We start from the raw sequence: 26,697 nt of genomic DNA, 5'->3' as shown, positions 1-26,697 counted from the left end.
AATGATTAAGTCTAAGTTAAAAAATAGAAATTTAAGTCAAGAAGACGTTTTCAATTTCTCTGAGTTATTTAAACTTATGAAGCCAAGAGTAATGTCACTTGTAATTTTTACTTGTGCAGTTGGATTGTTAATGGCACCAAATATTATTCCAACAAAAGATGCAATAATTGGAATTATTTTAGTTTCTATTGGAGCTGGTGCCGCTGGAGCTTTAAACATGTGGTACGAGTCTGATTTAGATGCATTAATGACAAGGACTTGTTTGAGACCTATACCAACTGGGAAGGTTAATAAAAACCAAGCTTTGATTTTTGGTATCGCTTTATCAATATTTTCTGTTGTTGCTTTAGATTATTTTGCAAATACAGTTTCAGCAGCTTTATTGTTATTTACAATTTTGTTTTATGTGCTGGTTTATACCGTTTGGCTTAAAAGAAAAACGCCTCAAAATATAGTTATTGGAGGCGCTGCAGGAGCATTACCTCCTGTAATTGGTTGGACTATAGCTACTAACTCACTTTCACTTGAGCCATTAACTTTCTTTCTAATTATCTTTTTTTGGACACCATCACATTTTTGGGCACTAAGTTTATATAAATCTGATGATTATAAAAAAGCAAATATTCCAATGCTTCCATTGACTAATGGTGTTGAAAGCACAAAATTAAATATATTTGTTTATTCATTAATAATGTTGCCAGTTATTGTTTTCCCATATGCAATTAATTTTGTTGGTCTAGTATTTTTAATTCCATCATTAATTTTGACAATTTATTATAATTACTTATGTTTTGAACTTTATAAATTTAAGAAGAACAAGTTTGATGCAAAAAAAGCAAAAACAATTTTTGGATACTCAATATTATATTTGTTTTTAGTTTTTGTATTTTTCTTAATAGATAAAATTTTATGATAACACCCGATAAAAAAACAAAGAAAAAAAATATTATTACTGCTTTAGCAATTTTAGCTTTTATGGTTTTTTTGTTTGTTTTTACATTATATAACGTTGGCGTATTTGATAGGCAGATATGATTAAGAGCAAAACATTAACTCCATTACTTCTAGCAGGTATCTTTTGTTTAATGTTAGGTTTATCTTTTGCGGCAGTGCCCTTATATGATCTTTTTTGTCGTGTAACTGGCTTTGGAGGAACAACCCAAGTATCTAAAGAAGCTCCAAAAATAGTTTTAGATAAAGTTGTGAGTGTAAGATTTGATACGAATGTAAACAATCTTACTTGGGATTTTAAGGCTAAATCAAATGTAATTGATGTTAAGGTTGGTCAGGTAAATAGAATTGAGTTTGAGGTTGAGAACTATGGAGACGAAACAACTTATGGAGTTGCTAGTTTCAATGTTTCGCCTGCAAGTTTTGGTAAATATTATAGTAAATTAGGCTGTTTTTGCTTCGAAAAACAGGAACTTAAGGCAGGTGAGAAGGCAACTTATATTATGACTTTTTATTTGGACCCAGAACTGGTAAATGATCCAACAGTTAAAAACTTACAGGATGTAACTATGTCGTATACTTTTTTCTCGACAGATTATTATAAACAATCATAATTAAAAAAATATGTCAGCTGAAAAAAAACATGATTATCACTTAGTAGACCCAAGTCCTTGGCCTATATTTACATCTTTTGCATGCTTGGTACTAGCTATTGGAGCAATTTTTTATATGCACAACGATGTATCTTGGGGAATGTATTTAGGATTAGCTCTCGTAATTTATGCAGCTTATATGTGGTTCAGAGATGTTGTGATTGAAGCTGAACATCAAGGTCACCATACTCCAGTTGTTCAAATCCATCACAGATATGGAATGACGTTATTTATTGCTTCTGAAGTTATGTTTTTCGTTGCATGGTTTTGGGCATATTTTGATATAAGTTTGTTCCCAAATGAGTTTGTTGGAAATGTTTGGCCTCCACAAGACATAGAAACTTTTGATCCATGGGACATTCCATTAATCAATACACTAGTTTTATTATTATCTGGTACTACAGTAACTTGGGCTCACCACTCTTTATTAGAAGATGATAGAAAAGGATTTATTCAAGGATTAACAGCAACTGTTGCACTAGGCTTCTTTTTTACTTTATTACAGGCTTACGAATATCATCATGCTACATTTGATTATTCAGGACATATTTATGGTGCAGTATTTTATATGGCAACAGGTTTTCACGGTTTCCACGTAATTGTTGGAACAATCTTTCTAGCTGTTTGTTTATGGAGAGGAAGATTGGGTCACTTTACGAAAGAACACCACTTTGGTTTTGAGGCAGCTGCTTGGTACTGGCACTTTGTTGATGTTGTTTGGTTATTCTTGTTTGCAGCTATATACGTTTGGGGAAGTTAATATTTAATCCTTGAAGAATAAGCTTCTATTTTCAGTTTTCGTTTATTTTATAATTTTAGTTTTGTTGTCATTAGGCTTTTGGCAATTGTATAGATTGAGTTGGAAATTAGATCTAATCAATCAAATTGAAAATTCTTTAAAGCTTGATCCTGTTGAACTTCAAAATGTAGAAAAAAAAAATTTTTTAAGAATAAAAACATCAGGACAAATTGATTTTGAAAAACAAATTTATCTCTATAATCTTAACGAAACTGGTAAACCTGGATTTGAAGTTATTAACCCAATTAAAATAGGAAATGAAGATTATTTAATTAATAGAGGCTGGATATCTTTTGACCAAAAAAACAAACCAGAGATTAATGTTGTTGATCAAAAAAATATTATTGGTACTTTAATGCTTCAATCAAAATCAAGCTCATTCAAACCCAAGAATGAAGTAGATAAAAATTATTGGTTCACACTAGATCGGGAAGATATTTTAAAATTTACAGGAAAAAATTTTTCAAAATATATTATTTATTTAAACGGTAACTACGAAAACCCAAGACCAAGAGTGATCACTGCTAAAATTTCAAACAATCACAAAAAGTACGCAATTACTTGGTTTTCGATGGCGATTTCAATCCTTTTAATATATCTATATTTTAGAAAAAAAAATTATTAAATGAGATACGTCAGCACTAGAGATACTTCAAAAACATATGAATTTAAGGATGTTTTTATCAAAGGTCTTGCTGATGATGGGGGATTGTTTATTCCTAGCTCACTTCCAGACTATAGTGAAAAAGAAATTCAAGAATTAAAATCACTTAATTATTCAGATTTAGCAAAAAAAATTATTTTTCCTTTTATAGGAAATTTTATGGATAAAGATGAATTGTCTAAAATAATTGATAAATCTTATTCTGTTTTTAGGAGAGAAAATGTAATTGATTTCATAAAAATAGGAGATCGATCAGTCTTAGAGTTATTTCATGGCCCAACACTAGCCTTTAAGGATGTTGCTATGCAACTTCTTGGAAATTTTTATGAATTTTATTTAAGCAAGCAAAAAGAAAAAATTAATATTGTAGTTGCCACATCTGGAGATACAGGGGCAGCAGCTATAGATGCAATAAAAGGAAAAGAAAATTTAAATATTTTTGTATTACATCCTGATAATCGAGTTTCCTCTGTTCAGCGAAAAATCATGACTACTGGAAAACATGAAAATGTATTTAATATTGCTATTAAAGGAAATTTTGATGATTGCCAAAACTTGGTCAAATCAATGTTTTCTGATAAAAAATTTTCAAAAGATATTAATATGTCAGGTGTAAATTCAATCAACTGGGCAAGAATTATTGCTCAGTGTGTTTATTATTTTTACAGCTATCATTTAATTGAAGATCACACTAAACCCACTAATTTTTCAGTTCCCACGGGGAATTTTGGAGATGTATACGCAGGTTACTTAGCCAAAAAAATGGGTTTGCCCATTAATAAATTGATTGTTGCAACAAATCAAAATGACATTCTCCATAGAGCTATTTCAAACGGTAATTACGAGGCTGAAACTGTTTCAGAAACTATTTCTCCTAGTATGGATATACAGATTGCAAGTAACTTTGAGAGACTTATTTTTGATTTAAATGATAAGAATTCAGAACAAACATCAAAAGACATGATGAAAATTAAAGAAGAAGGAAAATATTCAATTGATAAAGAAAAGTTAAATTTAATTAATCAAGATTTCTTATCAGCAAGAATGAGTGAGACTGAAACTCTTGATATTATTAAGTCTGTTTATCAAGAATTTAATGTTGTTTTAGACCCTCATACTGCAATTGGTTATGGAGCTTTTGATAAACACAATCTCAATGGTAATAATATTGTACTAGCAACAGCACATCCATGTAAGTTTCCTGATGCAATTCAAAGTGCTATAAATATTAAAGCCGAGTTACCAAATGAACTTCAATTTATATTAAATGAGAAAGAAAATTATGATATTCTTCAAAATGATATTGAAAAAGTAAAAGAACATATTAAAGATAGATCCAAATGAAAATAAAAGAAAACGATAACCTACCAAATTCAGAAATTTTTGTTCTTCAAGATGGAGAGCCTGTAAAAAAAAATATAGAAGATTTTTTTAAAGGCAAAAAAGTTGTAATATTTGGACTACCTGGGGCATATACTTCTGTATGTTCTGCTAAACATTTGCCAGGATATATTAAGATGCATGATCAATATAAAGAAAAAGGTATTGATCATATAATTTGTATTTCAGTAAATGATCCCTTTGTGATGAATGCTTGGGGTAAACAAAATGATGTGGGTGAAAACATTGTTATGATGGGTGACCCATTTCTTAATTTCACAAAAGAAATTGGAGCAGATGTTGATAAAAGTGGCAGAGGTTTAGGAATTAGATCTAATAGATACACGATGTTTGTTGATAACATGAAGGTTATTAAAATTCAGGAAGAAGCAGATACAGGATCTTGTGAAATCTCAGCAGCAGAAAATTTCTTTAAATTAATCTAGACTTGCAGCTTTTTTAGCTAATAAATCAACTTCTTCATTTAGTGGGTTTCCAGCATGAGCTTTAACCCAGTTCCACTTAATCTTAAAATTATTATTCAAATCATGCAATTGAACCCATAAATCTTTATTTTTAACATCTTCTTTATTAGATGTTTTCCAATTATTTTTAATCCAATTGTGGATCCAATCAGTAATTCCATTTTTAACATATTTAGAATCCGTGTAGATTTCTATCAAATCTTCAGAATTTACTTCTTTTAATGCATTGATTGTCGCCATTAATTCCATTCTATTATTTGTTGTATCTTTTTCACTTCCACTTATTTTTTTCATTTCATTATCAGTGCATATTATTGCTGCCCATCCACCATTTCCTGGATTTTTTAAACATGAGCCATCAGTATAAATTTTAATCATTAAATCAAATAATCTTTAAAACTATTCAAATTATTATGGGTAATAAGTTTTTGATAATATTCGTTTGGATCTTTAATTTTGATTAATGCTGTTTTTGGAGTATTTGTATAATCAAATAGTCTAGTTAACAGATATCTTAGAGCAGCACCTCTGCACAAAATATTTAAATTGTTTTTTTCATTTAAATTAATTTTCTTAACACTGTTGTATCCCTTGATTAATTTATCAACTTTCTTCTTATTAATTACAAATTTTTTATTTTTTTCGTCAAAACATAGTGCATTAATACAGATTGCTATTTCATACATATAGTAATCGTTAGCAGCAAAGTAAAAGTCTATAATTCCCGACAGCTTATTTTTATCAAAAAAAATATTATCTACGAATAAATCACCATGTATAATTCCAGAAGGAAGTTTTTTTGGCCAATTTTTTTTAATATCATTAAAATTATTAAATAAAAATTTTTTCAAATTTGATCCTTTATTTGATTTAAATTTAATACTCTGGAGTAAAGGTTTTAAATATTTTACACCCATTGAATTTTTTCTAGTAAATTTTATCTTCTTAGTAACCATATGCATTTTAGCTACTGCTTTTCCAATAACATAGCAGTCACTTTCGTTAACTTTTTTTTTATCTTTTCCACTTAAGAAAGTCACAATACAGGCTGTTTTATTTTTTAGTTTAATTAAATAATTTTTGTCTTTAGTTTTAAGTGGTCTTGGGCAATTAATTTTTGAATCATTTAAATAATCCATTAATTTCATAAAAAAAGGTATCTCTTTTGGAAGAACTCTCTTCTCAAAAATTGTGAGAATAAACTTTTTATTTTTGGATTTTAAAATGTAATTTGTATTTTCAATTCCTTTAGTAATTCCTTGGAAACTTAAAATTTTTTCAATATTAAACTTCTTATTTATTATATCGATATCACTCTGATTTATTTTTGTATATACAGCCATTTAATTTAATTTGTTAGGAACTTTAAAGACCACATTTTCTTTTATAATTTCTACTTCCTCAAGATTTATAGAAAATTTTTTTTTTAATTCATTAATAAAATTTTCTACAAGTATTTCAGGTGCTGATGCTCCTGATGATATACCAATAGTATTTGAATTCTGTATTTGATCAAAAGGAATTTCACTTTCAGAATGAAAAAGTTGTGAATTTTGACAACCTGATTTTTTTGCTACTTCAACAAGTCTAACTGAATTTGAAGAGTTTCTACTACCTATTACAAAAAACATATCACACTTTTTTGCAATATTTTTTACTGCCATTTGTCTATTAGTTGTTGCATAACAAATATCCTCTTTTGCTGGCTCTTTAATGTTTGTATATCTATCTTTCAAAATTTTTATTATTTCTTTAGTGTCATCAACAGATAGTGTTGTTTGAGTTATATAAGCCAATTTTTCTTTATTATTGGTTTTATACTCCATTGCTTCAGCTTCATTTTGAACCAAATCAATAGATCCTTTGGGTAATTGGCCCATAGTGCCTATTACTTCTGGATGGTTCTCATGTCCAATCAAAATAATATGATAACCAGCTTTATTTAAGTTTTCCGCTTCTCTATGAACTTTAGAAACTAGTGGACAAGTAGCATCTACATAAGTCATTTTATAATTTTCAGCATCTTCTGGTATTTTTTTTGGAACACCGTGTGCAGAAAAAATAACAGGTCTAGATTTGTCATTAATTTCCTCCAATTCTTCAACAAAGATAGCACCTTTATTTTTTAAATTATCAACAACATGCTTGTTATGAACGATTTCGTGTCTAACGTAAACTGGCGATCCATATTTTTGAATAGATTTTTCTACAATCTCTATAGCTCTCTCAACACCAGCACAAAAACCTCTTGGAGCAGAAAGTAAAATTTTAATTTGTTTGTTTTTCATTTTTCTCTAAAAAATATTCCAGCAATATATGTGGAAAGGTTAAAGACGCCAAACCAATAAAAATTAGTTTTAAGATTGCATCATCTAAATAATTAACGTCATTTAACAAAAATAATACAATTATTGAAATAAAGATTGTTAAAAGAGTAAGTGGTAAAGCCTTTAAAATAAATAATTTTAGTCCATTTTGGAGATTGTTTTCATCAAGGTCGATCGCAAGCGAAATAGAGTGCCTCACAGAATGTAAAAAACAAAAATAAATTGTAAAAGCTGTTAAAGGAGTAAAGTAGTAATTTAAAATTATAATTGAGAAATAATCAAAAAAAATAGTGAATTTTTTTAATTCAAACTTATCAATAAATAAAAATACACTTGATAATGAACTCAAAATAATTGATATCTCGATTATCTTTTTTTCTTCTAAAAATTCTAAGAATAAATAAAAATTTTCATTAACAACAAGTAATGATTTGAATATTTTCACAGTATCATCAAAATGAAAAAAAAGCGGGGCAAGAATTATGATCGATCCTTTTAAAAGGTATAATAATTGAATTAAGTACGATTTTTTGTTTATTAAAAATTGTGTATCTTCTTTACCAAAATGAAATGCTGCCACTATAAGAAAAACTAACAGTGTGGTTGCAGGTAAGAGTGACCAAATAATAATGACGCAAAACGCTATAAAAATATAAAAGATATAGAAAATATATATTCTTTCAAAATTAAACAATTTAAGAAGTTTTTTACCTTTAATATTATCTAATGCACCGTGTGAAACTCCAATAGTTAAAATTAAAAATAAGCATATTGATGATGAAATATCTAAATAATTTAATCTAAACATCACGATAGAAAATAGATTAACTAGCAAAAAAAATATAAATGAATGATTAAGATTAATTTTTTTAATGAATTGAATAGTCATTTAAAACAATTCTTTTAAAAATTTCCATTTAGGCATTTTTAAAATTATTTCTAAATCTTCAAAAAAATTACTTTTATTAGATAAGAAATTAATAGCAGTCTTAGGTGAACTATTGAACATTTTAAAGAAAATTTCCCCCATATCTGAAGAGTTATTTCTTAAAACTTTCAAAAAAATATTGTCCAAAAAATCATATTTTTTTTTAATTTTAAACAATTTAGCCTTAGAAATATTTTCAATGTTTTCTGCTATATATTTGCTGTGTTCCTGAATATTTAAAAAAGTATAACCCGTGCTTAATCTTGTCATATCACCGGCTGATCCAATATATATTTCATTTAATTTTTTTAAATTTTTATTTCTAAATAAAGGTATAGAGCCTTCTTCTTTAAAATTAATTTTATAATTTCTGATATTTAAATGGTTTTTTAAGTATTGATCTATTTGATTATCATAATCTTTTATATTTTCATTACTTAAATTTGATATCCAGGTAGTTTCCACAAGAGCACTTTTTTTTGAAAAAGGTAAAGTGTAAAAAAAATGAACCTCATTTTTTTGATCACACGCAAAATCCATTAAGTTAAATATTTGGTCATCAAAAAAATCTTTTTCTGTTTCAATTTCTACACCACAAAAATGTTGCCACAAATTATTTGTCTTATTTTCAAAATTTGGAACGCTGTTAAAAATTATTGAATTTGATAATTCAATATCATTAATATTCTTAAAAAATTTTATATTTTCATTTAATTTAAGTTTTGAAAGAATTTTGTCATAAAATTTTCCAGTATCTATAGATTGGTAAGGTGTTAGCTTGCAATCAATAAACTTTGTATCATTAGGAATGTTTATAGAAAAATTATCCCAACTTTTTTTTACACAATCATCAAAATTATGTGGAAACACTTTCCAAAATGACCAAGTTTTGTCTCTTTTATATTCGTCCCTAGGCTCAATTATAGCCAAAGATTTATTTTTTAATTTATCATTAATTTCCAACTCGTATGCTAATGAAAGACCTGCGCAACCACCACCAATAATGATGTAATCAAAATTTTTCATTTAATTTAAATTTTTTCTCTAAATGATCATGACCATGTTTTATGATAGAATCATAGTATTCAATTTCATTTGTTTGGTATTTCTCAGGAATATTTTTCATCCCTATAGTTAGTATAAATTCAAAAAAAGTTTTAAAACTAATTAAAGTTTTTTCAAAAAAGTTTAAATGTGATCTATTTCTCCAAAAAGTTGGATTATCACTTTTTTTTAATTTTCTACCAATTTCTCTGTATAAGTTTTTCGCTAAAAGAATTCCAAATCTATATTTTAAAGGAAGTTTAATAATTCCTCGCATAGATGACTCATAGTAAAATTCAGCCAGTTGTATAATTCTTTTAATAGTTACAAAAATTTCTATATCTTTATCCTCTTCACTATTTTTTAAAATATTATCTAAATTTATTTCAGGATAATTCATAACTGTTTTAGATGTAAAAGAATTAAATTCTTCACTAATGGTTGATTTAGGAAAAATTTTTTTTGGAATATAAATCCTATTAATTTTTGAGTCTTCCAATACATCACGAGATATATTTGTAAGTTGCATGGCAATTCCAAGATCTATTGCTCTGAATAGTATTTTTTTATCTGTAACTCTCATTATTTTCGCCATCATCAAACCAACTGTACCTGCAACTTGATAGCTATAATCAGTAAGTTCTTGGAAATCTTCAGGTTGTTTTTGATTTATATCTGATTTCACTCCACTGATCAGGTCATTAAAAATTTTTGGCGAAATAGAAAAGTTATCTATAATATCCCATACATTTTTAATTACCTGGATATCAAAATTTTTATTATTAAAGTTCTCTTCAAATTTATTTAAAGATTGGGCTTTATTTATCTTATTTGACTCATCGTCATCAGCAATATTATCAACTATTCTACAAAAATCATAAAGATATGATGCATTTGAAAAAAGTTTTTTTGGTAAAAAAAAACCTGCCCAAAAAAAAGATTTTCCATATTTTTGTATATATGATTTTTCGGTTCCAAAGATCATATTAATTTTTCGAGCACTTTTGCTGATGAAAGTACTCCTGGTACGCCTGCACCTGGGTGAGTTCCAGCACCAACAAAATATAAACCATCATAAATCTCTGATTTATTATGAAATCTAAAATAAGCTGATTGAGTGAATTTAGGCTGAATTGAAAAACCTGATCCATATTTTGTATTTAGTTCTTTCTCAAAATAATCAGGTGTAAGATAAAAGTCTGATACGATATTATCTCTAAGATTTGGCATTAAATCATTTTCCATTTTATCAACCACGAGATTTTTCATTTTTTCACCTTCTATTTGCCAATCTATATTTGATTGATTATTTGGAACTGGCACCAATACATAAAAACAATCACTACCCTCAGGAGCCATGCTCTTATCTGTTGCAGAAGGTCTATGTAGATAATAGCTAATATCGTTATTTAATTTTTTATAATCAAAAATATCATCCAGATGTTCTTTATATTTGTTTCCAAATTTAATTGTGTGATGCTCAACGTTTTCATAGACTTTTTTGGTTCCAAAATAATAAACAAATAAACCCATTGAGTAATCCATCCTCTTTTGTTTCCAATCAAACAGCATTGAATTTTTTAAGTTTTTACTAGTCATCTTTTCATAAAAAGCAGGAGGGTCTGCATTACAAATAACATTATCAGTTTCGATAATCTCTTCATTGTCAACTACAACACCAGTAATTTTATTATTTTTAGTAATAATTTCTTTTACCTCAGTATTTTTTATTATTTCGATTTCTATTTCCTCCATTAACTTTTCAAATCCTTTAATTATATTTCCTGTGCCACCCATTGAATAATGAATGCCCCATTTTTTTTCTAAATAAAGAATTAGCCCATAAATAGAAGTAGTTGTGAACGGATTTCCACCAACCAAAAGTGGATGCATGCTAAACATCCTTCTTAATTTTTCATTTTTTACATAAGACGATACTAATGAATAAACTGATTTATAACTCTTAAGTTTTAATAATGCTGGCAGCTGTTTCATCATAAAAAAAGGTTTATCAAATGGAACATCTGCAAGCTCTAAGAATCCCTTCTCAAAAATTTTTTTGGTAAAATTTACTAAATCTTCATACCCCTTAACATCTTCTTGATTTAAATTTTCAATTTGTTTTTTCATTTCTATTTCATCACCTGAGTAATTAAATTTAGTTTGGTCCTCAAAAACAAATTGATACCAAATTTTAAGTGGGGTTAGTTTTATGTAGTCCTCAGGATTTTTATTAAACAAACTGAATAGTTCGTTAATTAAATATGGAGCTGTTATTACTGTTGGCCCAGCATCATAGGTAAAACCATCTTTTTTGAAAACTCTAGCTCTTCCACCTAGGTCTGAATGTTTTTCTATTAATTTTACTTTGTGTCCTTTGGCTCTTAGTCTTATTGCTGCAGCAATACCACCAAATCCAGATCCAATAACTATAGAATTCATTGCTGTAATTTATAGCTTTTTCAGGAAATTGTAACCGTATTATGAGTTTATTTTTTTTAGCTGTTCTTTAGTTTCATCTAAATTTTTTTGAAATACAGCATCCAATTTAGATTTATCAACTGATGTAGTTATGATTTTTTTTACTGAGTCCACCGCAATTTTGATTGAAGCATCTTTTATTTCCTTCAATGCAGCCTCTTTCATTTGGCCAATTTTATTTTCAGCCAAACTTTTTTTAATTTCTGATGATTTATGAAATTTATCATTTAAATCTATTATTAATTTATCTGACTCTTTTTTTGCATTTTCCAAAATTTCACTACTTACAGAAGTAGCTGTATCTAATTTTTTTTGAGCATTATCGAGTAAAGTTTTTGCTTCTGTTCTCAATTTTTCACTTTCATCTATCTCATTTTTGATATCAGAAATCATACCATCAAGCATTTGAGAAACTTTTTGTGGAATTTTAAAGTAAACCAAAACCCCGATGAAGATTACAAATGAAATAGCTACCCAGAAAGTTGCATCAATTGCCATAGTATTTATCTCCGTTTCTTCTAGATAGATCGTCAACAATTGCTGATATACTGCTATTATTTACTTCAGCACCAATCAGTTTCTGAAGTAACTCAGATGACGTTTCTATAGCAATTTTATTTATTTTGTCAGGTGCATTATCTCTTAAAGCTTGGATTTCTTTTTCCGCTTTAGCTATTTCGTCATCTATTTGTTTATCAAGAACGTCTCTTTTAGCGTTTATATCTTTAACTGCCTTTTCTCTTGCTTGATTAAACATAGCATTAGCTTCAGTTTTGCTTTTTAAAATTATTTGATCATATTCTTTAAGTTTGGTCTCACTATCTTCTCTTTGTTTTTCAGCTGCCTCAATATTTTCTAGAATTTGAGATTTTCTAGACTCTAAGTTGTTACTAATTTTTGGAAGAATTAATTTAGATAAAACCAAATACATTATCCCAAAAGTAAGTACCAACCAGAAAATCTGAGAAACCCAAAACTCTGGATTTAATTGAGGCATACCTCCACTTTCAGCGGCAAAAGCTTCTTTAATAAAAAAGAAGCTTAAAAATATTAGATGAAGATATATTTTTTTGACCATTAACTTAAAACGCAAATAAAATAATCAATGCAACAACTAATCCAAATAATCCTGTTGCTTCAGCAAGTGCAAAACCTAAAAGTAGGTTAGGAAATTGTTTCTGAGCTGCTGATGGGTTTCTCATAGCACCTGATAAATAATTTCCAAAAATTATTCCAATACCAACACCGGCACCAGCTAAAGCTATTGCTGCTAAACCTGCTCCGATCATTTTTGCTGCTTCTAATTCCATTATATCCTCCTCTGTTATTAATGGTGTAAATTTAATGCATCATTTAAATAGATGCAGGTTAAAATTGCAAAAACATATGCTTGAAGAAAAGCAACTAATATCTCCAAACCAGTTAATGCAACCGAAAAACTTAGTGGAAGCCATCCACCAACTATTCCAAGACTAATTACAAAGCCTCCGAAAACTTTCATCATTGTATGACCAGCCATCATATTTGCAAATAATCTAACTGATAGACTTATTGGTCTACTTAAATAAGAAATAATTTCAATAACTACTATTAAAGGAAGTAACACCGCTGGTACTCCACTTGGTACAAACAATTTTAAATATCCAAAACCATGTTTAATAAATCCAATTACTGTTACGCCAATAAAGATAAATGCAGCAAGAACAAATGTAACGATAATATGACTAGTTACAGTGAATGTGTACGGTATCATTCCAAACATGTTGCAAAATAAAACAAACATGAACAATGAAAAAATAAATGCAAAATATGGTTTTGCTTTAGAACCAGCTGTATCACTAATCATTTTAGCAACAAAGGTGTAGCTAAGTTCCGCTAATAATTGAATTTTATTTGGTAAGATTGAATTTTTCTTAGATCCTAAATTAAAAATTAATAAAATAGAAACAGTACTTATAATCATAAACAAACTTGCGTTTGTAAAAGATATATCAAATGCTCCAACTTTTATTTCAGGTCCAATTCTATAAACATCGAATTGGGACATCGGGTTTGCTGCCATAGTACTAACTTATTTTTGCATCTTTTTTGCTGATCTAATCACGTTTGTTATTCCAGCGACCACCCCAACAAAAAAAAATATTAATATAAACCAGGGTTTAGTACCAAAGGTCTTGTCAAAAATAAACCCAATAATTGTCCCGACGGCCACTGCAGAAACAAGTTCTGTGCTCAATTTGAATGCAGTTCCAATAGGCGAGGGATTATCCTTCTTGTTATAAAGATTTTTCTTGGAAATCTTGCTTTTTGCAATCTCTAAGCGAGTTTTAAATGGGTCTTTTGCCATTTATTCTGGTTAAGCAACCATACTTTCTGCTTTTTGAAGGTCTACGGCTACCAGTTGGCTTATCCCTTTTTGAGGCATAGTTACCCCATATAGCCTGTTCATTTTAGACATTGTTAAGGCGTGGTGAGTAACAATTATAAATTTAGTGTTAGTAATTTTAATTAATTCCTCTAGCAAGCTACAAAATCTTGTAACGTTAGCATCATCAAGAGGAGCATCCACCTCATCTAAAACACAAATTGGAGAAGGGTTAGTTAAAAATACTGCAAATATCAAAGATAGGGCAGTAAGTGCTTGTTCACCACCAGATAATAAAGTTATAGATTGAAGCCTTTTTCCTGGTGGACTGACTAACATTTCTAAACCAGCTTCTAATGGATCATCAGAGTCTACTAATTCAAGCTTGGCATTTCCTCCATTAAAAAGTTTTGTATAAACCTCATTAAATTTTCTGTTAACTTTTTCAAATGCCTCAACAAGTCTTTCCCTTCCTTTTTGATTTAGCTCATCAATACTATCTTTAAGTTTAACAATTGCGGTAACTAGGTCACTACGATCTTGTTCCATTTTTTTTATTTCTTCTTCATACTTACTAGTTTCCTCATCTGCTTTTAAATTTACAGAACCTAATTGATCTCTTTGTTGTTTTTTTTTATCTAATGCATCTTCTTGATCAACATGATTTGGAAGTTCTTCAACTCCAAATAAATTTGAATTTTCTAAAATATTTTCTTCTGTTAAATTTAATTCTGTATTAACCCTATCAAGCAAATCATTTTTTCTTTTTTGTAAACCTTCTATGGTTGCACCTGAGCTAGCTTTTCGCTCTCTAATTTGAATTGATTGCTCTTGTATCTCATTTAGTTGAGCTCTTAAAGTTTCAATTTTTTTATCAGTTTCTTCTATAATTTTTTCGTTCTCTATTTTTTCTTCATCAGAAATTCTTAAATTTTCTGAAATTTGACCTTTTCTTTCTGCTTGTACTCTTGGCTGATTTTCTAAATCATTTAATTGTTTAGATAATTTATTTTTTCTTTCAGTTAATTCATTTACCATTTTTTCTGAATTGGATAAAAGATTTTTCCAGCTTTCTATCTCTGTCTCTATTGTTTTTATTCTTTCATTTCTTTTTACTGATTCATTCTTTATCGACTGATTTTTACTGTATGCATCAGCATATTTTTCTTGAAGTATTTTTATATTTTGAGATTTCTCATTTACACTTAATAGTTCTGTTCTTGATTTTTCATTTTTTAAATCATTAATAAAATTGTCTAATTCCATATTACATCTATCGAGTAATGTAACTGCTTGATTTATCTCATTATTATCAATTAATTCTTTTGCTCTAGTAATTGAATTTTTTACATTCTTTATAGGACCAATGCTTATTTTAATTGTATCGTCAGCTAAATTATTAACTACTTCGTCAACTTCTTTTTGCTCTCTCTCAAGTTCATTTTTTGCATTTTCTAGATCTTCGTTTGATAACTTTTCTGTTTCAAAATATTTTGAATCTACTTCAATTAAATCTGACTTTTCTTCTTTTAATCTTTTTTCATTAGAGTTAGCATCAATAATAATTCCATTTTCTCTAGTTATGTCTTCGTCTAAAGTCTTTATTGATTTCTTTATTGTTTCAATTTCATCTTGAATTCTAGTATTTTCCTCATCTAGGTTCTGTAGTTCCAAATTAAGTCTCTGTATTCTTGATAAATTCTCAATATTTTTTTCTCTAAGTGGAGCAACTTTATCAGTTGAAGTTTTTATTAAGTTTTCAAGTTCAGATATCTGATTGTTGAAACTTTCAACTTCTCCTCCTGCCTCTGTATTAATTTCATTTTCTATTCTTATTTCCTTATCGATATCCAACAATCTTAGATAATATAGACCAGCCTCTATTTTTTTTATTTCCTCTGAAATTAATTTGTATTTTGTAGCTTCTTCCGCTTGTTTTTGAAGATTTGCCAATTGTTTTTCTTGTTGCCTTCGTAATTCATCGGCTCTTTTTAAATTATTTTCAGCCGCGCCAAGTCTAAGTTCAGCTTCATGTCTTCTTACATGTAAACCAGAAATTCCAGCTGCCTCCTCAAGTATTGCTCTTCTGTCAGTAGGTTTTGCTGTCACTAAAGCTCCAATTCTTCCTTGACTAATCATAGAAGGGGAATGTGCGCCCGTTGAAAGATCTGCAAAAAACATTTGAGCATCTCTTGCTCTTACCTCTTTGTCATTAATATAAAATTTAGAACCCTTATCTTTTTCAATTTTTCGTCTAACTTGAATGTTTTCTAATTCACGATATTGAATGGGACCTTCTTTTTCTTTGTTCTCTACTTCTATGGAAACTTCTGCAATATTTTTTGATGCTTTATTAGATGTACCTGAAAAAATTACATCTTCCATTCCTGAACCTCTCATACTTTTTGCAGAGGTCTCTCCCATTACCCATCTTAAAGATTCTACTATGTTTGATTTTCCACAGCCGTTAGGACCAACAATTCCAGTAAGACCTTCTTCTATCAAGAAATTTGTTTTTTCAGCAAATGATTTAAATCCATTTAATTGGATTTTTTTAAACTCCATGCACTAACTTATATCATTTTTTCTAGTGCTTTTTTTAAATTTTTATAATTAAGTTTTTTTTCGAATTTTTTGTTATTTATTATTATCGTAGGAGTTGAGTTTACCTTGAAGTTTTTAGAACCATCTATTCGGTCATTTAACACAAAATCCTCAATATTTTTGTTATTCACACAAGATTCAAAATCGATGGAGAAACCTTCATTTTTTAAAAATATTTGAAGATTTTTATTTGCTTCTTCAATAGAGCTTCCCTTTACCCATTTTTGTTGGTTGGCGTATAAACTTTCCAAAATATCAGCATTACCATCATTTTTACATTGAGCAACTTTTGAAGCGTTGAAGGCGGCAATATCTAAAGGAAAATGTCTAAATTCTATTTTAGCAAGACCTGTGTCCAGATATTCTTTTTTAAGTTCTGGATAAACGTTTTTATGAAAATTAGCACAATGGCTGCAAGTTAGTGACTCAAACGCAATTATAGTTATTTTTGCATCTTTATTTCCAACAATAATTCTTTTTATTTCTTCAGCGTTTAAATTTGAAAAGCTTCCTAAAACAATTATGGCAAGTAATATAATTTTTTTCATTTTTCTTTATAAACTTTTGTTAATTCTGTTAATGATTTTTTAATCTTTTCGTTTTTAACATCTTTGATTTTATCTCGATATTTACTAATTGCCACATTATTAGATTTAATTTCATTCAAACTGCTAGTTTTTTGTTCGTCATCAAAGCTAATAAATTTGAGCTTTTCAACAACATCGTAGCCAAAAAAATTATTCATTTTATCTACAATGTTTTTTTTTGAATATTCTACATCTACTTCATGGCCCCTTTTAACCATTACAACTAAAGTACTCACACCAAATCGATTTGAGTTTTTGAATGTTTTTGGGAAACAGACTTTAAACAATTCATTCCCGACTAAATATTTCCAATTACTGAGAGTTTCTGAATATATATGACCTTTTTTATTAATAATTTTTTTTAGATTTTTTGGCAAAGTGTCTTTGAAAGATCTTAATCCTTGAATGCTAGTATTTCTCTGCTTAGTATTATTTTTAAATTGCATATGAAAGATCTAATAATAACAAATAAAATTCTCAATTGGTACGATATAAATAAGAGATCTTTACCTTGGAGAAATAAGGTTTCACAAGAAAAGAAACAATACTTTACATTGGTTAGCGAGTTTATGTTGCAACAAACTCAGGTTGCTACTGTGATACCTTATTTTAATAGATTTATTAAAAATATTCCTAATATTGAAAAGTTATCAAAATATAATGATAGAAAATTAACCAAACTTTGGGAAGGTCTTGGATATTATTCAAGAGTAAGAAATTTAAAAAAAACTGCTCAAATAATTGTTAAAAAATTCAATAAAAAAATACCTAGAGATTTTTATGAATTAAAATCATTACCAGGTATTGGCGATTATACAGCGAGTGCAATTTCAGCAATCGCATTTAACAAACCAATAATTCCTTTGGATGGAAACATTGAAAGAGTATTAAAAAGATATCTGTATTTAAAGAAACAAAGTCAAATTAAAAAAGAATTCTTACAAGATCAAAAAAAAATTTTTGGGACATCGACAAAAAGATCAAGCGATTATGCGCAAGCTTTGATGGAACTGGGTGCATTAATTTGCAAACCTACAAACCCTAATTGTAATAAATGTCCACTATCTAATAATTGCAAAGCATTTAAAAATAAAAATTTTGATTTAGTGAAATTAAAGAAAATTAACAAGGAAACATATTATAAATTAAATGTTTATAAAAAAAATAATCAATATTTATTAATCAAAAATAATAAATTTAATTTTTTAAAAAATTTAAATATTTTTCCAATGGATCAATTAAATAATCCTAAAAATTTTGATAAAGATTTAAATTTTAAAATATCTAATATGAATATGAATATTAAAATTGAATATAAAAAGAAGCATAACTTTGACAAAAATATTAATTGGATAAATCCTGCAAAGCTTGAAAATTATGTACTTCCAACATTTACCAAAAAGATAATAAAATTTTTAGAAAGTCAAAAATGAAAAAAATAGCAATTATTGGCGCAGGTATTTCCGGTCTGTTTATAGCCAACTTATTTAAAGGAAATAAAGATTATCAGGTCACAATTTATGAAAAAAAAACCTCATTAGAAATAGGGGAAGGTTATGGCATTCAATTATCTGTTAATAGCGTAAAGTTATTAAACAAATTAGGCTTCTCTTCCTTGTCAGACAAAGAGAAATTTAATCCAAAAAAAATTGACTTTTATCAAATTAAAAATTCAAAGAAAATTTGTGATTTAAATATTTCAGAATTTAATTCTGATGATTGTAAGTATACAACATTGAAAAGATCAAAATTACTTCAGTTCCTAATAAATCGACTGGATAAAAATACAATCCAGTTTAACTGCAGTTTAGACAACATAGAATACAGTAATAATTTAATAAATTTAACTTTTGATAAAGAAAAAATAACTTGTGATCATTTAGTTATTTCAGATGGTGTATTTTCTAAAGGAAAGTCATTAATTTCAAATAATAATTCAGAACCAATTTACAATAACACTATCGCTGTTAGAGCCAGTGTATCTAAAGAAAGTCTTGATATTATAAACGAGGATAATATTTCTTTATTTTTAGGATCAGATTTTCATTATGTATTATATCCACTTAATAATGATGAAAATTTTAATTTTATTGGGATATTGAAGAATAAGTTAAATTCCGATCAGCAAAAAAACCACAATCTTTGTAATGAAAGTACATTTATTGAGAACATTAAACAAAAATTATCCAAGAAAATTTCATCAAAAGTATTTCAGAGTCTTGAAGATATTAAATTGTTTCCAGTTTTTGTAAGTAAAAATCCATTTATTCCTCCCAAAAATATTTATTTAGTTGGAGATGCTTTTTTTGCATTCTCTCCTTCTTTTGCTCAGGGAGCCTCACAATCAATAGAAGGAGCTAATCAATTACATGAAGTTATAATTAACCAAAAAAATGATTTTTATAATTCTAGATTAGAGAGAGTAAAAATGATTAATAGAAGATCTGATTTTAATCAATTTGCTTTTCATTTATCAAATCCGATTATGATCTTTTTTAGAAATATTTTTTTAAAGCTTTTGACAAAAAATAAAAAATTTCTGCAAAGTTATTTAGGTAAAATTTATAAAGATTAATTTTTAGAAATTAATCTTTGTCTCAAGTAATCGATTGGGTAGGTTCGTCCATTAATATCACAATGCCAAAATGTCCAACCATTACAGCTTTCAGCTCCCAAAATAGTAGCTGCAACTTTGTGAATAGAACCTTCCGCTTGGTTGTGTTTGATGCTACCATCAGCCATTATTCTTGCTGTTATTTTTTTCTTGTTATCAAAAATATTTGTTCCAGGCTTAATTATTCCAAGCTCTACCAACGATCCAAATGGAATTCTTGGTTTTGATCTGTTATTTTTAAGTGTATCTAATAAATCATCTTCAATTGGTTTGGTACCCTTTAAACGTTCCTCAGCAGCTTTAAAATAATTCTTTTCTTTTTCTATACCAAAATAATTTCTCCCTAGTTTTTTTGCAACTGCAGCAGAAGTTCCAGAACCTAAAAAAGGATCAAGAACTAGATCATTTTTATTTGATGTAGCTAGTAAAATTCTATGTAAAAGTGATTCTGGTTTTTGAGTAGAGTGAATTTTTTTTCCATTTTTTTTAAGTCGTTCAGAACCACTACAAATAGGAAGACTCCAATTAGATCTCATCTGGAGATCATCATTTAAACATTTCAAAGACTGATAATTGAATGTGTATTTTGATTTTTCACTCTTCGAAGCCCAAATTAAAGTCTCATGAGCATTTGTAAATCTTGTGCCTCTAAAGTTAGGCATTGGATTATTTTTATTCCAGATGACATCATTTAGTATCCAGAAACCTAAATTTTGTATTGCGGTTCCTACTCTAAAAATATTATGGTAACTACCTATAACCCAAATAGCTCCATCTTTTTTCAAAATCCTTTTGCATTCATTAAGCCATTCATACGTGAACTCATCGTATTTTTTAAAATTTTCAAATTGATCCCACTTGTCGTTTACAGCGCTGACTTTAGATCTATCTGGTCTAGTCAATTCACCTTTCAATTGTAAATTATATGGAGGGTCAGCAAAAATTAAATCAAAAGTTTCACGTGGAATTTTTTTTAATTCTTCGAGACTGTCTCCGTTAATTATTTTATTTTTAAAATCAGATTTCATTTGTAAAAATTAATTAGACTCCAAATGGATTCTTCGGTCAACCTGTGATTGAAAAAATTGGATTCGATTTGTGTATCGAATTTTAATGATAACTAGATGTAGTATTAAGTTAATCTAGACATAGGAGAGAAAGTTTTTCTATGATGTTTGGTTATGCCTAGTTTCTTTAATGCTTGTAAGTGTTGTTTGGTTCCATATCCAAAATTTTTATCCCAATGATAACCTTTGTTTTTTTTTGATAGAGTAGCAACTAATCTATCTCTTGATACCTTTGCTATTATAGATGCTGCTGAAATTGAGGGAATTTTTTTATCACCCTTTATGATCGATTTTAATTTATAATTTTTTAATTTTGGAATTTTGTTTCCATCTATTAGAATAAGAGTTGGTTTTTTTGTTAATTTTAATATAGCTCTTTTCATAGCTAGTAAACTTGCATTTAGTATATTGAGTTTTTCAATCTCACTAACAGAAGCTTTGCCTAATGACCAAATTGAATTTTTTTTAATATAATTAAAAAGGTATTCTCTCTTTTTTTTACTCAACACTTTTGAGTCTTTTAAAATTTTTGGATCTACAGATTTTTTTAGAATGACAGCAGCAGCATAAACAGGACCTATTAAACTACCTCTGCCTACCTCATCAACACCAGCTATTAATTTCATTAGATTATTAATTTTAACTCTTTAACTTTTTCTCTTATTTTTTTTAAATCTTCCCATGAATATTTTTTGTTATCCGGATATCTAATTAAATAAGAAGGGTTAAAAGTTATCATTAAAGGATAAGTATTTTTATTTAAAATTATTTCCTTCCATTTACCTCTTTCTGAAGATATTTTTTCATTAATCCCAGTAACAGCTTCCATAGCTGTACTACCCATTAAAATTATAATTTTGGGATCAATAATAGATATATGTTCTTTTAAAAAGTTTGAGTAACGTTTAATTTCTTGTGAAGTTGGTTTTCTATCCTCTGGTGGTCTAAAATTTATTGCATAACTTGTATAAATATTTTCTCTTTTAATATTTATTGCTATTAACATTTTGTCTAAAAGCTCTCCACTCTCTCCTTTAAAAGGGTTTCCAACTTTGTCTTCAATTTCACCTGGAGCTTCTCCTATTAACATTATAGGACTATCAATATTTCCTTCTCCAAGAACAATATTTTTGGAATTATTTCTTAGTTTGCAATTTTCAATTGAATTTAATTGTTTCTTTAGATTTTCTAATAAATCTTGTTTATTTCTTTGATTGATATCACTTTTTTTTTTGACCTCAGAAAACCTATTAATAGGTTTTTTATCAAATACAAAATTGGCTTCTATTGTATTTATTAATTCTTCGTTTATTTTATCGTTTTGATTTATCAATTTTTTCACCTTACAAGGATTAAATGATATCTAAAATATTTAAAATCATATTATTATTAGTGTTATCCTATCAGACACCCGTTTATTCTAAAAGTACAAGTTTTAATGATTTCAACTCAAGAGATTTATCTAATTATTTTTCTGGTATTGTAGCTTATGAAAATAGAGATAATTCAGAAGCTTTAAAATATTTCAATTTAAGTAAAGTTTTACTAAATAGCCATGACAATTATTTAAAAAGATACGTTAATTCTCTTGTATTGGAAAACAAAGTAGCTCAAGCAATTAATGTTATAAAAAATAACTCAAAAAAAAGAAACTCTGATTTTTTTGATGCATATGTTCTATTAATAATTGATAGTTTGAAAAAAAATGATTTTGATAAAGCTGATATTTACTTAGATCAAAGTTTGAGATTTCAGGAAGAAAATAGAATTAATCTAGTAATTTTTGAGACTTTAAAGCAGTACATTTACACTTTTAAAAATAAAAAACTTTTACCTAATAAGAAAAATTTTGGAAACTTATCATTAATAGCTGAGGCGTTTCAAAGATGTCATTATAATGATCAAAGAACCAGCTCTTTCTTTTTAAATTTAATTAATAATCAACAAGGTGATTATTCAAGATATATATTTTTTTATATAAATTATCTAATTCAGAATAAGGAGTTTGATCAGGCAAAGTCAGTAATTGATCAAATTGATTATATTGGCTCAACACTTTTGTTAACTCAAACCAAAAGCTGGATAGATAATAATAAGTTTAAAAGTTTTGAAAAAATTTTCTCATGTGGAAACCATAATGATATAATTAGTGAATTTTTATTCTTGATATCAAATCTTTATTCATCACAAGATAATTTTGAAAAATCAAATTTTTATTTAAATTTATCAATATACTTAAATCCTAAATTTGAATTTAATTTATCACTCGTTGCAGAAAATTTCTTTGCAGATGGTGAATACAACAAGGTAAAAAAAATAGTAAGAAAATTTAAAGAGACTGATGAGTTTTATTATTGGTTTAGAGTTAAAAAAGAAGCGCAAATAATAGTGAAAGAACAAAATTATGAAAAAGGCACAAGCCATATCGAGTCTAAATTTAAAAATATTGAAAAACCTAATCCAAAGATGATTTTTGATTTAGCAAATTTTTATAAAAACTCTAAAAATTATGAACTTGCAATCGATTATTATTCAAGATTAATCTCCTCACTAGAGGATACTTCTGTAATTAAATCGGATGTTTTATATAGAAGAGGTGGGAGTTACGAAAGATTAGGTAATTATGAGAAGTCAGATGAAGATTTACTTCATGCATTAAGAATAAGACCTAATGATGCATACGTCCTAAATTATCTTGCTTATTCTTGGTTAGAACGTGATTACAAAATAGATGAAGCGATGGAAATGTTAAAAATAGCATATGATTTAAAAAGTAATGATCCCTATATTATTGACTCAATTGGTTGGGCATATTTCTTGATAGATGAATATGAAGAGGCAGAAAAATATTTAAAAAGAGCTGTAGAATTAATGCCTGATGACCCAATAGTAAATGATCATTATGGAGATATATTGTGGAAGCTAGATCAAAAAATTCAGGCAAGATATTTTTGGAATAGTGTGTTGAACTTTGATGATACTGAAGATGATATGAGAGAAAATATAAACAAAAAATTGATTATTGGCTTAAAATCTATTCAATGAAATTAAATTTAAAGTCTCATGCTAAAATCAATTTAGCTCTCAATGTAACAGGAAAAAATAAATCATTACACAAAATTGAAAGCATCATTAGTTTCATTGATTTGTATGATGTTATTTCAATAAAAAAAATAAGAGATGAAAAACATAATATTTCTTTTCAAGGGAAATTTGCGAAAGGTATTGGAAAAAAAAATACTGTTCAAAAACTCTTTCAAATATTAGGTCGAGAAAAGTTATTACTAAATCAAAAATTTAGAGTTTCTATATCAAAGAATATTCCTCAAAAAGCAGGACTTGGTGGCGGTTCTATAAATGCTGCAAGTATTTTAAATTTTTTAAATAAAAAAAAGGTAATTAAAATTAGTGAAAAGAAAATTTTGGAGGTTTGCTCTGAAATAGGGTCTGATGTTATTTTAGGTATAAACCCGTCTAGCTCAGTTTTACTTTCAAACAATAAAATTAAAAAATTTTTTAATTGTCCGACTCTAAATATGCTTTTAATAAAGCCTAATTTTGGTTGTGCGACAAAAAAAATTTATTCTAACGTTAAAAATTTTACAAAACCAAAATTTAATAATCCAAAAAAAATTATGTTTGGTTATAAATTTTTAAAAAATCAAAGTAATACTTTAGAAGATGTTGCAATTTCAAAATACCCACAAATAAAAAAGATTAAGTTATTTTTAGAAAAGACTAATAATCCTGAGTTTGTAAGAATGACTGGGTCTGGATCTACAGTTATTGCATACTATAAATCAGTCAAAGACTGTAATTCAGCAAAAGTTCAATTTAAGAGGAAATTTAAAAATTGTTGGTTGTTTGTATCAAAAACTATATAAATTTATTTTTTTTGTGTTATAGGATCTATAATATTGGGGCGTAGCCAAGCGGTAAGGCACGGGTTTTTGGTACCTGCATCCTAGGTTCGAATCCTAGCGCCCCAGCCATATATATGGATAAATTTTTAGATAAAATTTTTTTTAGGTCCAAAAATCTTAATTATATAAGTAAAAATATAAAAAACATATCTCAGAACACTCCTGCAAAAAAAATTTTTGAAGCAATTAACAATTATTCTGAAAATAGTGAATTAAGATTTGTTGGAGGGTGTATTAGAAAAATTATAAATCGAGAAGAAGTAGATGACATTGATTTAGCAACTAACATTACACCAGATGAAGTTTGTGATGCACTAAATAAACATCAAATTAAATTTTTTGAGTCAGGTAAAGAACACGGCACGATAACTGCAGTAATAAATGAAAAAAACTATGAAATTACTTCACTTAGAAAAGACGTTGCTACAGACGGAAGACATGCAAAAGTTGAATTTACTTCTGATTGGAAAGAAGATTCAAAAAGAAGAGATTTTACAATTAATGCTATTTACTCTGATAGTTCAGGAAATTTATTTGATCCACAAAATGGTAAGCTAGATTTAAATAAAGGTGTTTTAAAATTTATTGGAGATCCAGAAAAAAGAATTCAAGAGGATTATTTAAGAATATTAAGATATTTCCGTTTTCATATTAATTACTCAACTGAAAATCATAAAACAGAGGTAATTAAAATATTTAAAAAAAATATCAAAGGTATTTCGAACTTATCTGCTGAAAGATTATTAGATGAATTTAAAAAGACAGTTAAATCAAAAAATTTTCTTAAATTATTTGAAGATCAACAAAGTTTAGAAATATTAGAAATAGTATTTCCACAATTTAAAAATATTAATCATTTTAAGAAACTGAATTCATTTAGTTCCAAAGTTATTAGCAACTTTGACTTTATTTTTGTAATTGCTTTGCTGATTATCGATGAAACAGACAATACTGACTATTTTATTTATAAATTTAAAATCTCAAAAAAAGATCAAAAGAGGCTTAAATTAATTCATTATTTTTTCAAAGAAAAGGTGAGTATTAAAAGTTTTACAGAAAAAAACTTTAATAAAATATTTTACTATAATGGTAGACAAACTGTAATTGATATAATTAATTTTAAATTGTTCTATTCAAGTAAGGTGGAGAATAAATTATTAAAACTACTTAAAATTTACGAAAATAAAACATTGCCTGAATTAAAAATTGGAGCAAATATTTTAATGTCTAAGTATAAAATTCCTGAGGGTAAAATTTTAGGTAATAAGTTAAAACTTATAGAAGAAACCTGGGTTCAAAATGGATTTCAAATTTCAGATAAACAGGTTGAAAAAATTGCAAAGAGTTAAATATATTTAACGTCTTTAATTTCAAAATTCTTTATCCCAGAAGGGGTACTTATTTCTACAAGATCACTTTTATTTTTACCTATTAATCCTTTTCCAATTGGGGACTGAAAGAAAATTAATTTTTGTTTTAAGTCAGCTTCATCTTTTCCAACAATTTTATAATTTATTTTTTCTCCACTATCTAAGTCTTCTAGATATACAGTTGATCCAAAAATTACTTTACCCTCATTATTTAATTTAGTTACATCAATTACGTTAGCTCTGGCTATTATGTCGTTTATTTCAGTAATCCTACCTTCATTATGAGATTGTTCTTCCTTTGCAGCATGATATTCGGCATTTTCTTTTAGATCTCCATGCGATCTTGCTTCAGCAATTGCGGCAACGATCTCAGGTCTTTTCTTTTCTTTTAAAAAAATAAGTTCTTCCTCTAATTTTTTTAAACCATTTAAGGTAATAGGTTCTTTTTCCATTTT

30 protein-coding genes and 1 tRNA gene are annotated in these 26,697 nt (G+C 27.6%); 12 read left to right on the top strand and 19 right to left on the bottom strand.

The annotated features are described in order from the left end of the window. Position 1 precedes the first annotated feature (1 nt). The 6 genes from cyoE (at position 2) to VP90_RS03880 (ending at position 4,893) form a co-directional block, all read left to right on the top strand. The gene (gene cyoE / locus VP90_RS03905) at positions 2–913 is read left to right on the top strand and encodes a heme o synthase (protein ID WP_262589797.1); all 912 of its coding nucleotides are present in this window, start codon (positions 2–4) and stop codon (positions 911–913) included. 118 nt (positions 914–1,031) lie between these two features. Then, on the top strand, positions 1,032–1,565 hold the full coding sequence (locus VP90_RS03900; protein WP_256998103.1) for a cytochrome c oxidase assembly protein: 534 nt from the start codon (positions 1,032–1,034) through the stop codon (positions 1,563–1,565). Between the two features lie 10 nt (positions 1,566–1,575). Beyond that, positions 1,576–2,364, top strand: a complete 789-nt coding sequence (locus tag VP90_RS03895) for a cytochrome c oxidase subunit 3 (RefSeq protein ID WP_075506420.1) — start codon at positions 1,576–1,578, stop codon at positions 2,362–2,364. A gap of 10 nt (positions 2,365–2,374) precedes the next feature. After that, positions 2,375–3,028, top strand: a complete 654-nt coding sequence (locus VP90_RS03890; RefSeq protein ID WP_262589796.1) for an SURF1 family protein — start codon at positions 2,375–2,377, stop codon at positions 3,026–3,028. Further along, complete coding sequence (thrC, locus tag VP90_RS03885) at positions 3,029–4,411, top strand: threonine synthase (protein WP_262589795.1); 1,383 nt, start codon at positions 3,029–3,031, stop codon at positions 4,409–4,411. Then, the gene (locus tag VP90_RS03880) at positions 4,408–4,893 is read left to right on the top strand and encodes a peroxiredoxin (protein WP_262589794.1); all 486 of its coding nucleotides are present in this window, start codon (positions 4,408–4,410) and stop codon (positions 4,891–4,893) included. Before thrC ends, VP90_RS03880 begins: the two co-directional genes overlap by 4 nt. On the opposite strand, the gene rnhA is transcribed toward VP90_RS03880, so the two are convergent. The 15 genes from rnhA to VP90_RS03805 are packed head-to-tail and all read right to left on the bottom strand — an operon-like array spanning position 4,885 to position 17,714. After that, entirely contained in the window at positions 4,885–5,310 is a 426-nt protein-coding gene (gene rnhA, locus VP90_RS03875; RefSeq protein ID WP_262589793.1) for a ribonuclease HI, read from the bottom strand. The genes VP90_RS03880 and rnhA overlap by 9 nt on opposite strands. Then, entirely contained in the window at positions 5,310–6,275 is a 966-nt protein-coding gene (locus VP90_RS03870; protein WP_262589791.1) for a homoserine kinase, read from the bottom strand. The genes rnhA and VP90_RS03870 overlap by 1 nt, the downstream gene beginning before the upstream one ends. Further along, positions 6,276–7,220, bottom strand: a complete 945-nt coding sequence (gene ispH / locus VP90_RS03865) for a 4-hydroxy-3-methylbut-2-enyl diphosphate reductase (RefSeq protein WP_262589790.1) — start codon at positions 7,218–7,220, stop codon at positions 6,276–6,278. Continuing rightward, positions 7,201–8,148 (bottom strand): Brp/Blh family beta-carotene 15,15'-dioxygenase, encoded by a 948-nt coding sequence (locus VP90_RS03860; protein ID WP_262589789.1) that lies wholly within the window; start codon positions 8,146–8,148, stop codon positions 7,201–7,203. Before VP90_RS03860 ends, ispH begins: the two co-directional genes overlap by 20 nt. Next, complete coding sequence (locus tag VP90_RS03855) at positions 8,149–9,213, bottom strand: lycopene cyclase family protein (protein WP_262589788.1); 1,065 nt, start codon at positions 9,211–9,213, stop codon at positions 8,149–8,151. After that, positions 9,200–10,216, bottom strand: a complete 1,017-nt coding sequence (locus VP90_RS03850; RefSeq protein WP_262589787.1) for a phytoene/squalene synthase family protein — start codon at positions 10,214–10,216, stop codon at positions 9,200–9,202. Before VP90_RS03850 ends, VP90_RS03855 begins: the two co-directional genes overlap by 14 nt. Next, positions 10,213–11,673, bottom strand: a complete 1,461-nt coding sequence (gene crtI, locus VP90_RS03845; RefSeq protein ID WP_262589786.1) for a phytoene desaturase family protein — start codon at positions 11,671–11,673, stop codon at positions 10,213–10,215. Before crtI ends, VP90_RS03850 begins: the two co-directional genes overlap by 4 nt. A gap of 39 nt (positions 11,674–11,712) precedes the next feature. Beyond that, the gene (locus VP90_RS03840; protein ID WP_262589785.1) at positions 11,713–12,210 is read right to left on the bottom strand and encodes an ATPase; all 498 of its coding nucleotides are present in this window, start codon (positions 12,208–12,210) and stop codon (positions 11,713–11,715) included. Further along, positions 12,200–12,790, bottom strand: a complete 591-nt coding sequence (locus tag VP90_RS03835) for a F0F1 ATP synthase subunit B (protein WP_075506409.1) — start codon at positions 12,788–12,790, stop codon at positions 12,200–12,202. The genes VP90_RS03840 and VP90_RS03835 overlap by 11 nt, the downstream gene beginning before the upstream one ends. 4 nt (positions 12,791–12,794) lie before the next feature. Beyond that, positions 12,795–13,022, bottom strand: a complete 228-nt coding sequence (locus VP90_RS03830; RefSeq protein ID WP_006997791.1) for a F0F1 ATP synthase subunit C — start codon at positions 13,020–13,022, stop codon at positions 12,795–12,797. 17 nt (positions 13,023–13,039) lie between these two features. Further along, positions 13,040–13,774, bottom strand: coding sequence for a F0F1 ATP synthase subunit A (locus VP90_RS03825; RefSeq protein ID WP_075506408.1), 735 nt, complete (start codon positions 13,772–13,774; stop codon positions 13,040–13,042). Between the two features lie 9 nt (positions 13,775–13,783). Then, the gene (locus tag VP90_RS03820) at positions 13,784–14,059 is read right to left on the bottom strand and encodes an AtpZ/AtpI family protein (protein ID WP_262589780.1); all 276 of its coding nucleotides are present in this window, start codon (positions 14,057–14,059) and stop codon (positions 13,784–13,786) included. Between the two features lie 9 nt (positions 14,060–14,068). Continuing rightward, positions 14,069–16,642: a chromosome segregation SMC family protein gene (locus VP90_RS03815; RefSeq protein WP_262589779.1), complete on the bottom strand. Its 2,574-nt coding sequence runs from the start codon at positions 16,640–16,642 to the stop codon at positions 14,069–14,071. Between the two features lie 8 nt (positions 16,643–16,650). Continuing rightward, a complete protein-coding gene (locus VP90_RS03810; protein WP_262589778.1) occupies positions 16,651–17,229 on the bottom strand; it encodes a DsbA family protein in 579 nt (192 codons plus the stop codon). Further along, complete coding sequence (locus VP90_RS03805; RefSeq protein WP_262589776.1) at positions 17,226–17,714, bottom strand: DUF721 domain-containing protein; 489 nt, start codon at positions 17,712–17,714, stop codon at positions 17,226–17,228. The genes VP90_RS03810 and VP90_RS03805 overlap by 4 nt, the downstream gene beginning before the upstream one ends. Here VP90_RS03805 and VP90_RS03800 point away from each other — a divergent pair, their 5' ends adjacent. Both VP90_RS03800 and VP90_RS03795 read left to right on the top strand, forming a co-directional pair. After that, positions 17,715–18,701 (top strand): A/G-specific adenine glycosylase, encoded by a 987-nt coding sequence (locus VP90_RS03800; protein ID WP_262589775.1) that lies wholly within the window; start codon positions 17,715–17,717, stop codon positions 18,699–18,701. After that, a complete protein-coding gene (locus VP90_RS03795; protein ID WP_262589773.1) occupies positions 18,698–19,843 on the top strand; it encodes a salicylate 1-monooxygenase in 1,146 nt (381 codons plus the stop codon). The genes VP90_RS03800 and VP90_RS03795 overlap by 4 nt, the downstream gene beginning before the upstream one ends. Here the strand turns inward: VP90_RS03795 and VP90_RS03790 are convergent. The 3 genes from VP90_RS03790 to VP90_RS03780 all read right to left on the bottom strand — a co-directional run bounded on the left by VP90_RS03790 (position 19,840) and on the right by VP90_RS03780 (position 22,291). Beyond that, entirely contained in the window at positions 19,840–20,910 is a 1,071-nt protein-coding gene (locus VP90_RS03790; protein WP_262589772.1) for a site-specific DNA-methyltransferase, read from the bottom strand. The two genes, VP90_RS03795 and VP90_RS03790, sit on opposite strands and share 4 nt — an antisense overlap. 104 nt (positions 20,911–21,014) lie before the next feature. After that, positions 21,015–21,575: a ribonuclease HII gene (locus VP90_RS03785; protein WP_262589771.1), complete on the bottom strand. Its 561-nt coding sequence runs from the start codon at positions 21,573–21,575 to the stop codon at positions 21,015–21,017. After that, a complete protein-coding gene (locus tag VP90_RS03780; RefSeq protein ID WP_262589770.1) occupies positions 21,575–22,291 on the bottom strand; it encodes a uracil-DNA glycosylase in 717 nt (238 codons plus the stop codon). Before VP90_RS03780 ends, VP90_RS03785 begins: the two co-directional genes overlap by 1 nt. Before the next feature lie 14 nt (positions 22,292–22,305). Between VP90_RS03780 and VP90_RS03775 the strand changes: the two genes are divergently transcribed. From VP90_RS03775 to VP90_RS03760, 4 genes are all read left to right on the top strand, one after another. Then, complete coding sequence (locus VP90_RS03775) at positions 22,306–23,994, top strand: tetratricopeptide repeat protein (protein WP_262589769.1); 1,689 nt, start codon at positions 22,306–22,308, stop codon at positions 23,992–23,994. Beyond that, complete coding sequence (locus VP90_RS03770; RefSeq protein WP_262589768.1) at positions 23,991–24,833, top strand: 4-(cytidine 5'-diphospho)-2-C-methyl-D-erythritol kinase; 843 nt, start codon at positions 23,991–23,993, stop codon at positions 24,831–24,833. The genes VP90_RS03775 and VP90_RS03770 overlap by 4 nt, the downstream gene beginning before the upstream one ends. Before the next feature lie 34 nt (positions 24,834–24,867). Next, a tRNA-Gln gene (locus VP90_RS03765) sits at positions 24,868–24,941 on the top strand. Between the two features lie 5 nt (positions 24,942–24,946). Beyond that, positions 24,947–26,221, top strand: a complete 1,275-nt coding sequence (locus VP90_RS03760; RefSeq protein WP_262589767.1) for a CCA tRNA nucleotidyltransferase — start codon at positions 24,947–24,949, stop codon at positions 26,219–26,221. Here the strand turns inward: VP90_RS03760 and greA are convergent. Beyond that, the gene (greA, locus tag VP90_RS03755) at positions 26,218–26,694 is read right to left on the bottom strand and encodes a transcription elongation factor GreA (protein WP_075506396.1); all 477 of its coding nucleotides are present in this window, start codon (positions 26,692–26,694) and stop codon (positions 26,218–26,220) included. The genes VP90_RS03760 and greA overlap by 4 nt on opposite strands. Positions 26,695–26,697 lie beyond the last annotated feature (3 nt).

The sequence above is a fragment of the Candidatus Pelagibacter ubique HIMB140 genome, from assembly GCF_025558165.1.
Taxonomy (GTDB): domain Bacteria; phylum Pseudomonadota; class Alphaproteobacteria; order Pelagibacterales; family Pelagibacteraceae; genus Pelagibacter; species Pelagibacter ubique_T.
Note: the sequence above shows the minus strand (reverse complement) of the source record. Positions and strands in the feature narration are given on the sequence as shown.

Coding starts and splice junctions, on each gene's coding strand:
- cyoE (WP_262589797.1), top strand. CDS start 2: ATGATTAAGTCTAAGTTAAAAAATAGAAATTTAAGTCAAGAAGACGTT.
- VP90_RS03900 (WP_256998103.1), top strand. CDS start 1,032: ATGATTAAGAGCAAAACATTAACTCCATTACTTCTAGCAGGTATCTTT.
- VP90_RS03895 (WP_075506420.1), top strand. CDS start 1,576: ATGTCAGCTGAAAAAAAACATGATTATCACTTAGTAGACCCAAGTCCT.
- thrC (WP_262589795.1), top strand. CDS start 3,029: ATGAGATACGTCAGCACTAGAGATACTTCAAAAACATATGAATTTAAG.
- VP90_RS03880 (WP_262589794.1), top strand. CDS start 4,408: ATGAAAATAAAAGAAAACGATAACCTACCAAATTCAGAAATTTTTGTT.
- rnhA (WP_262589793.1), bottom strand. CDS start 5,310: ATGATTAAAATTTATACTGATGGCTCATGTTTAAAAAATCCAGGAAAT.
- VP90_RS03870 (WP_262589791.1), bottom strand. CDS start 6,275: ATGGCTGTATATACAAAAATAAATCAGAGTGATATCGATATAATAAAT.
- ispH (WP_262589790.1), bottom strand. CDS start 7,220: ATGAAAAACAAACAAATTAAAATTTTACTTTCTGCTCCAAGAGGTTTT.
- VP90_RS03860 (WP_262589789.1), bottom strand. CDS start 8,148: ATGACTATTCAATTCATTAAAAAAATTAATCTTAATCATTCATTTATA.
- VP90_RS03855 (WP_262589788.1), bottom strand. CDS start 9,213: ATGAAAAATTTTGATTACATCATTATTGGTGGTGGTTGCGCAGGTCTT.
- VP90_RS03850 (WP_262589787.1), bottom strand. CDS start 10,216: ATGATCTTTGGAACCGAAAAATCATATATACAAAAATATGGAAAATCT.
- crtI (WP_262589786.1), bottom strand. CDS start 11,673: ATGAATTCTATAGTTATTGGATCTGGATTTGGTGGTATTGCTGCAGCA.
- VP90_RS03840 (WP_262589785.1), bottom strand. CDS start 12,210: ATGGCAATTGATGCAACTTTCTGGGTAGCTATTTCATTTGTAATCTTC.
- VP90_RS03835 (WP_075506409.1), bottom strand. CDS start 12,790: ATGGTCAAAAAAATATATCTTCATCTAATATTTTTAAGCTTCTTTTTT.
- VP90_RS03830 (WP_006997791.1), bottom strand. CDS start 13,022: ATGGAATTAGAAGCAGCAAAAATGATCGGAGCAGGTTTAGCAGCAATA.
- VP90_RS03825 (WP_075506408.1), bottom strand. CDS start 13,774: ATGGCAGCAAACCCGATGTCCCAATTCGATGTTTATAGAATTGGACCT.
- VP90_RS03820 (WP_262589780.1), bottom strand. CDS start 14,059: ATGGCAAAAGACCCATTTAAAACTCGCTTAGAGATTGCAAAAAGCAAG.
- VP90_RS03815 (WP_262589779.1), bottom strand. CDS start 16,642: ATGGAGTTTAAAAAAATCCAATTAAATGGATTTAAATCATTTGCTGAA.
- VP90_RS03810 (WP_262589778.1), bottom strand. CDS start 17,229: ATGAAAAAAATTATATTACTTGCCATAATTGTTTTAGGAAGCTTTTCA.
- VP90_RS03805 (WP_262589776.1), bottom strand. CDS start 17,714: ATGCAATTTAAAAATAATACTAAGCAGAGAAATACTAGCATTCAAGGA.
- VP90_RS03800 (WP_262589775.1), top strand. CDS start 17,715: ATGAAAGATCTAATAATAACAAATAAAATTCTCAATTGGTACGATATA.
- VP90_RS03795 (WP_262589773.1), top strand. CDS start 18,698: ATGAAAAAAATAGCAATTATTGGCGCAGGTATTTCCGGTCTGTTTATA.
- VP90_RS03790 (WP_262589772.1), bottom strand. CDS start 20,910: ATGAAATCTGATTTTAAAAATAAAATAATTAACGGAGACAGTCTCGAA.
- VP90_RS03785 (WP_262589771.1), bottom strand. CDS start 21,575: ATGAAATTAATAGCTGGTGTTGATGAGGTAGGCAGAGGTAGTTTAATA.
- VP90_RS03775 (WP_262589769.1), top strand. CDS start 22,306: ATGATATCTAAAATATTTAAAATCATATTATTATTAGTGTTATCCTAT.
- VP90_RS03770 (WP_262589768.1), top strand. CDS start 23,991: ATGAAATTAAATTTAAAGTCTCATGCTAAAATCAATTTAGCTCTCAAT.
- VP90_RS03760 (WP_262589767.1), top strand. CDS start 24,947: ATGGATAAATTTTTAGATAAAATTTTTTTTAGGTCCAAAAATCTTAAT.
- greA (WP_075506396.1), bottom strand. CDS start 26,694: ATGGAAAAAGAACCTATTACCTTAAATGGTTTAAAAAAATTAGAGGAA.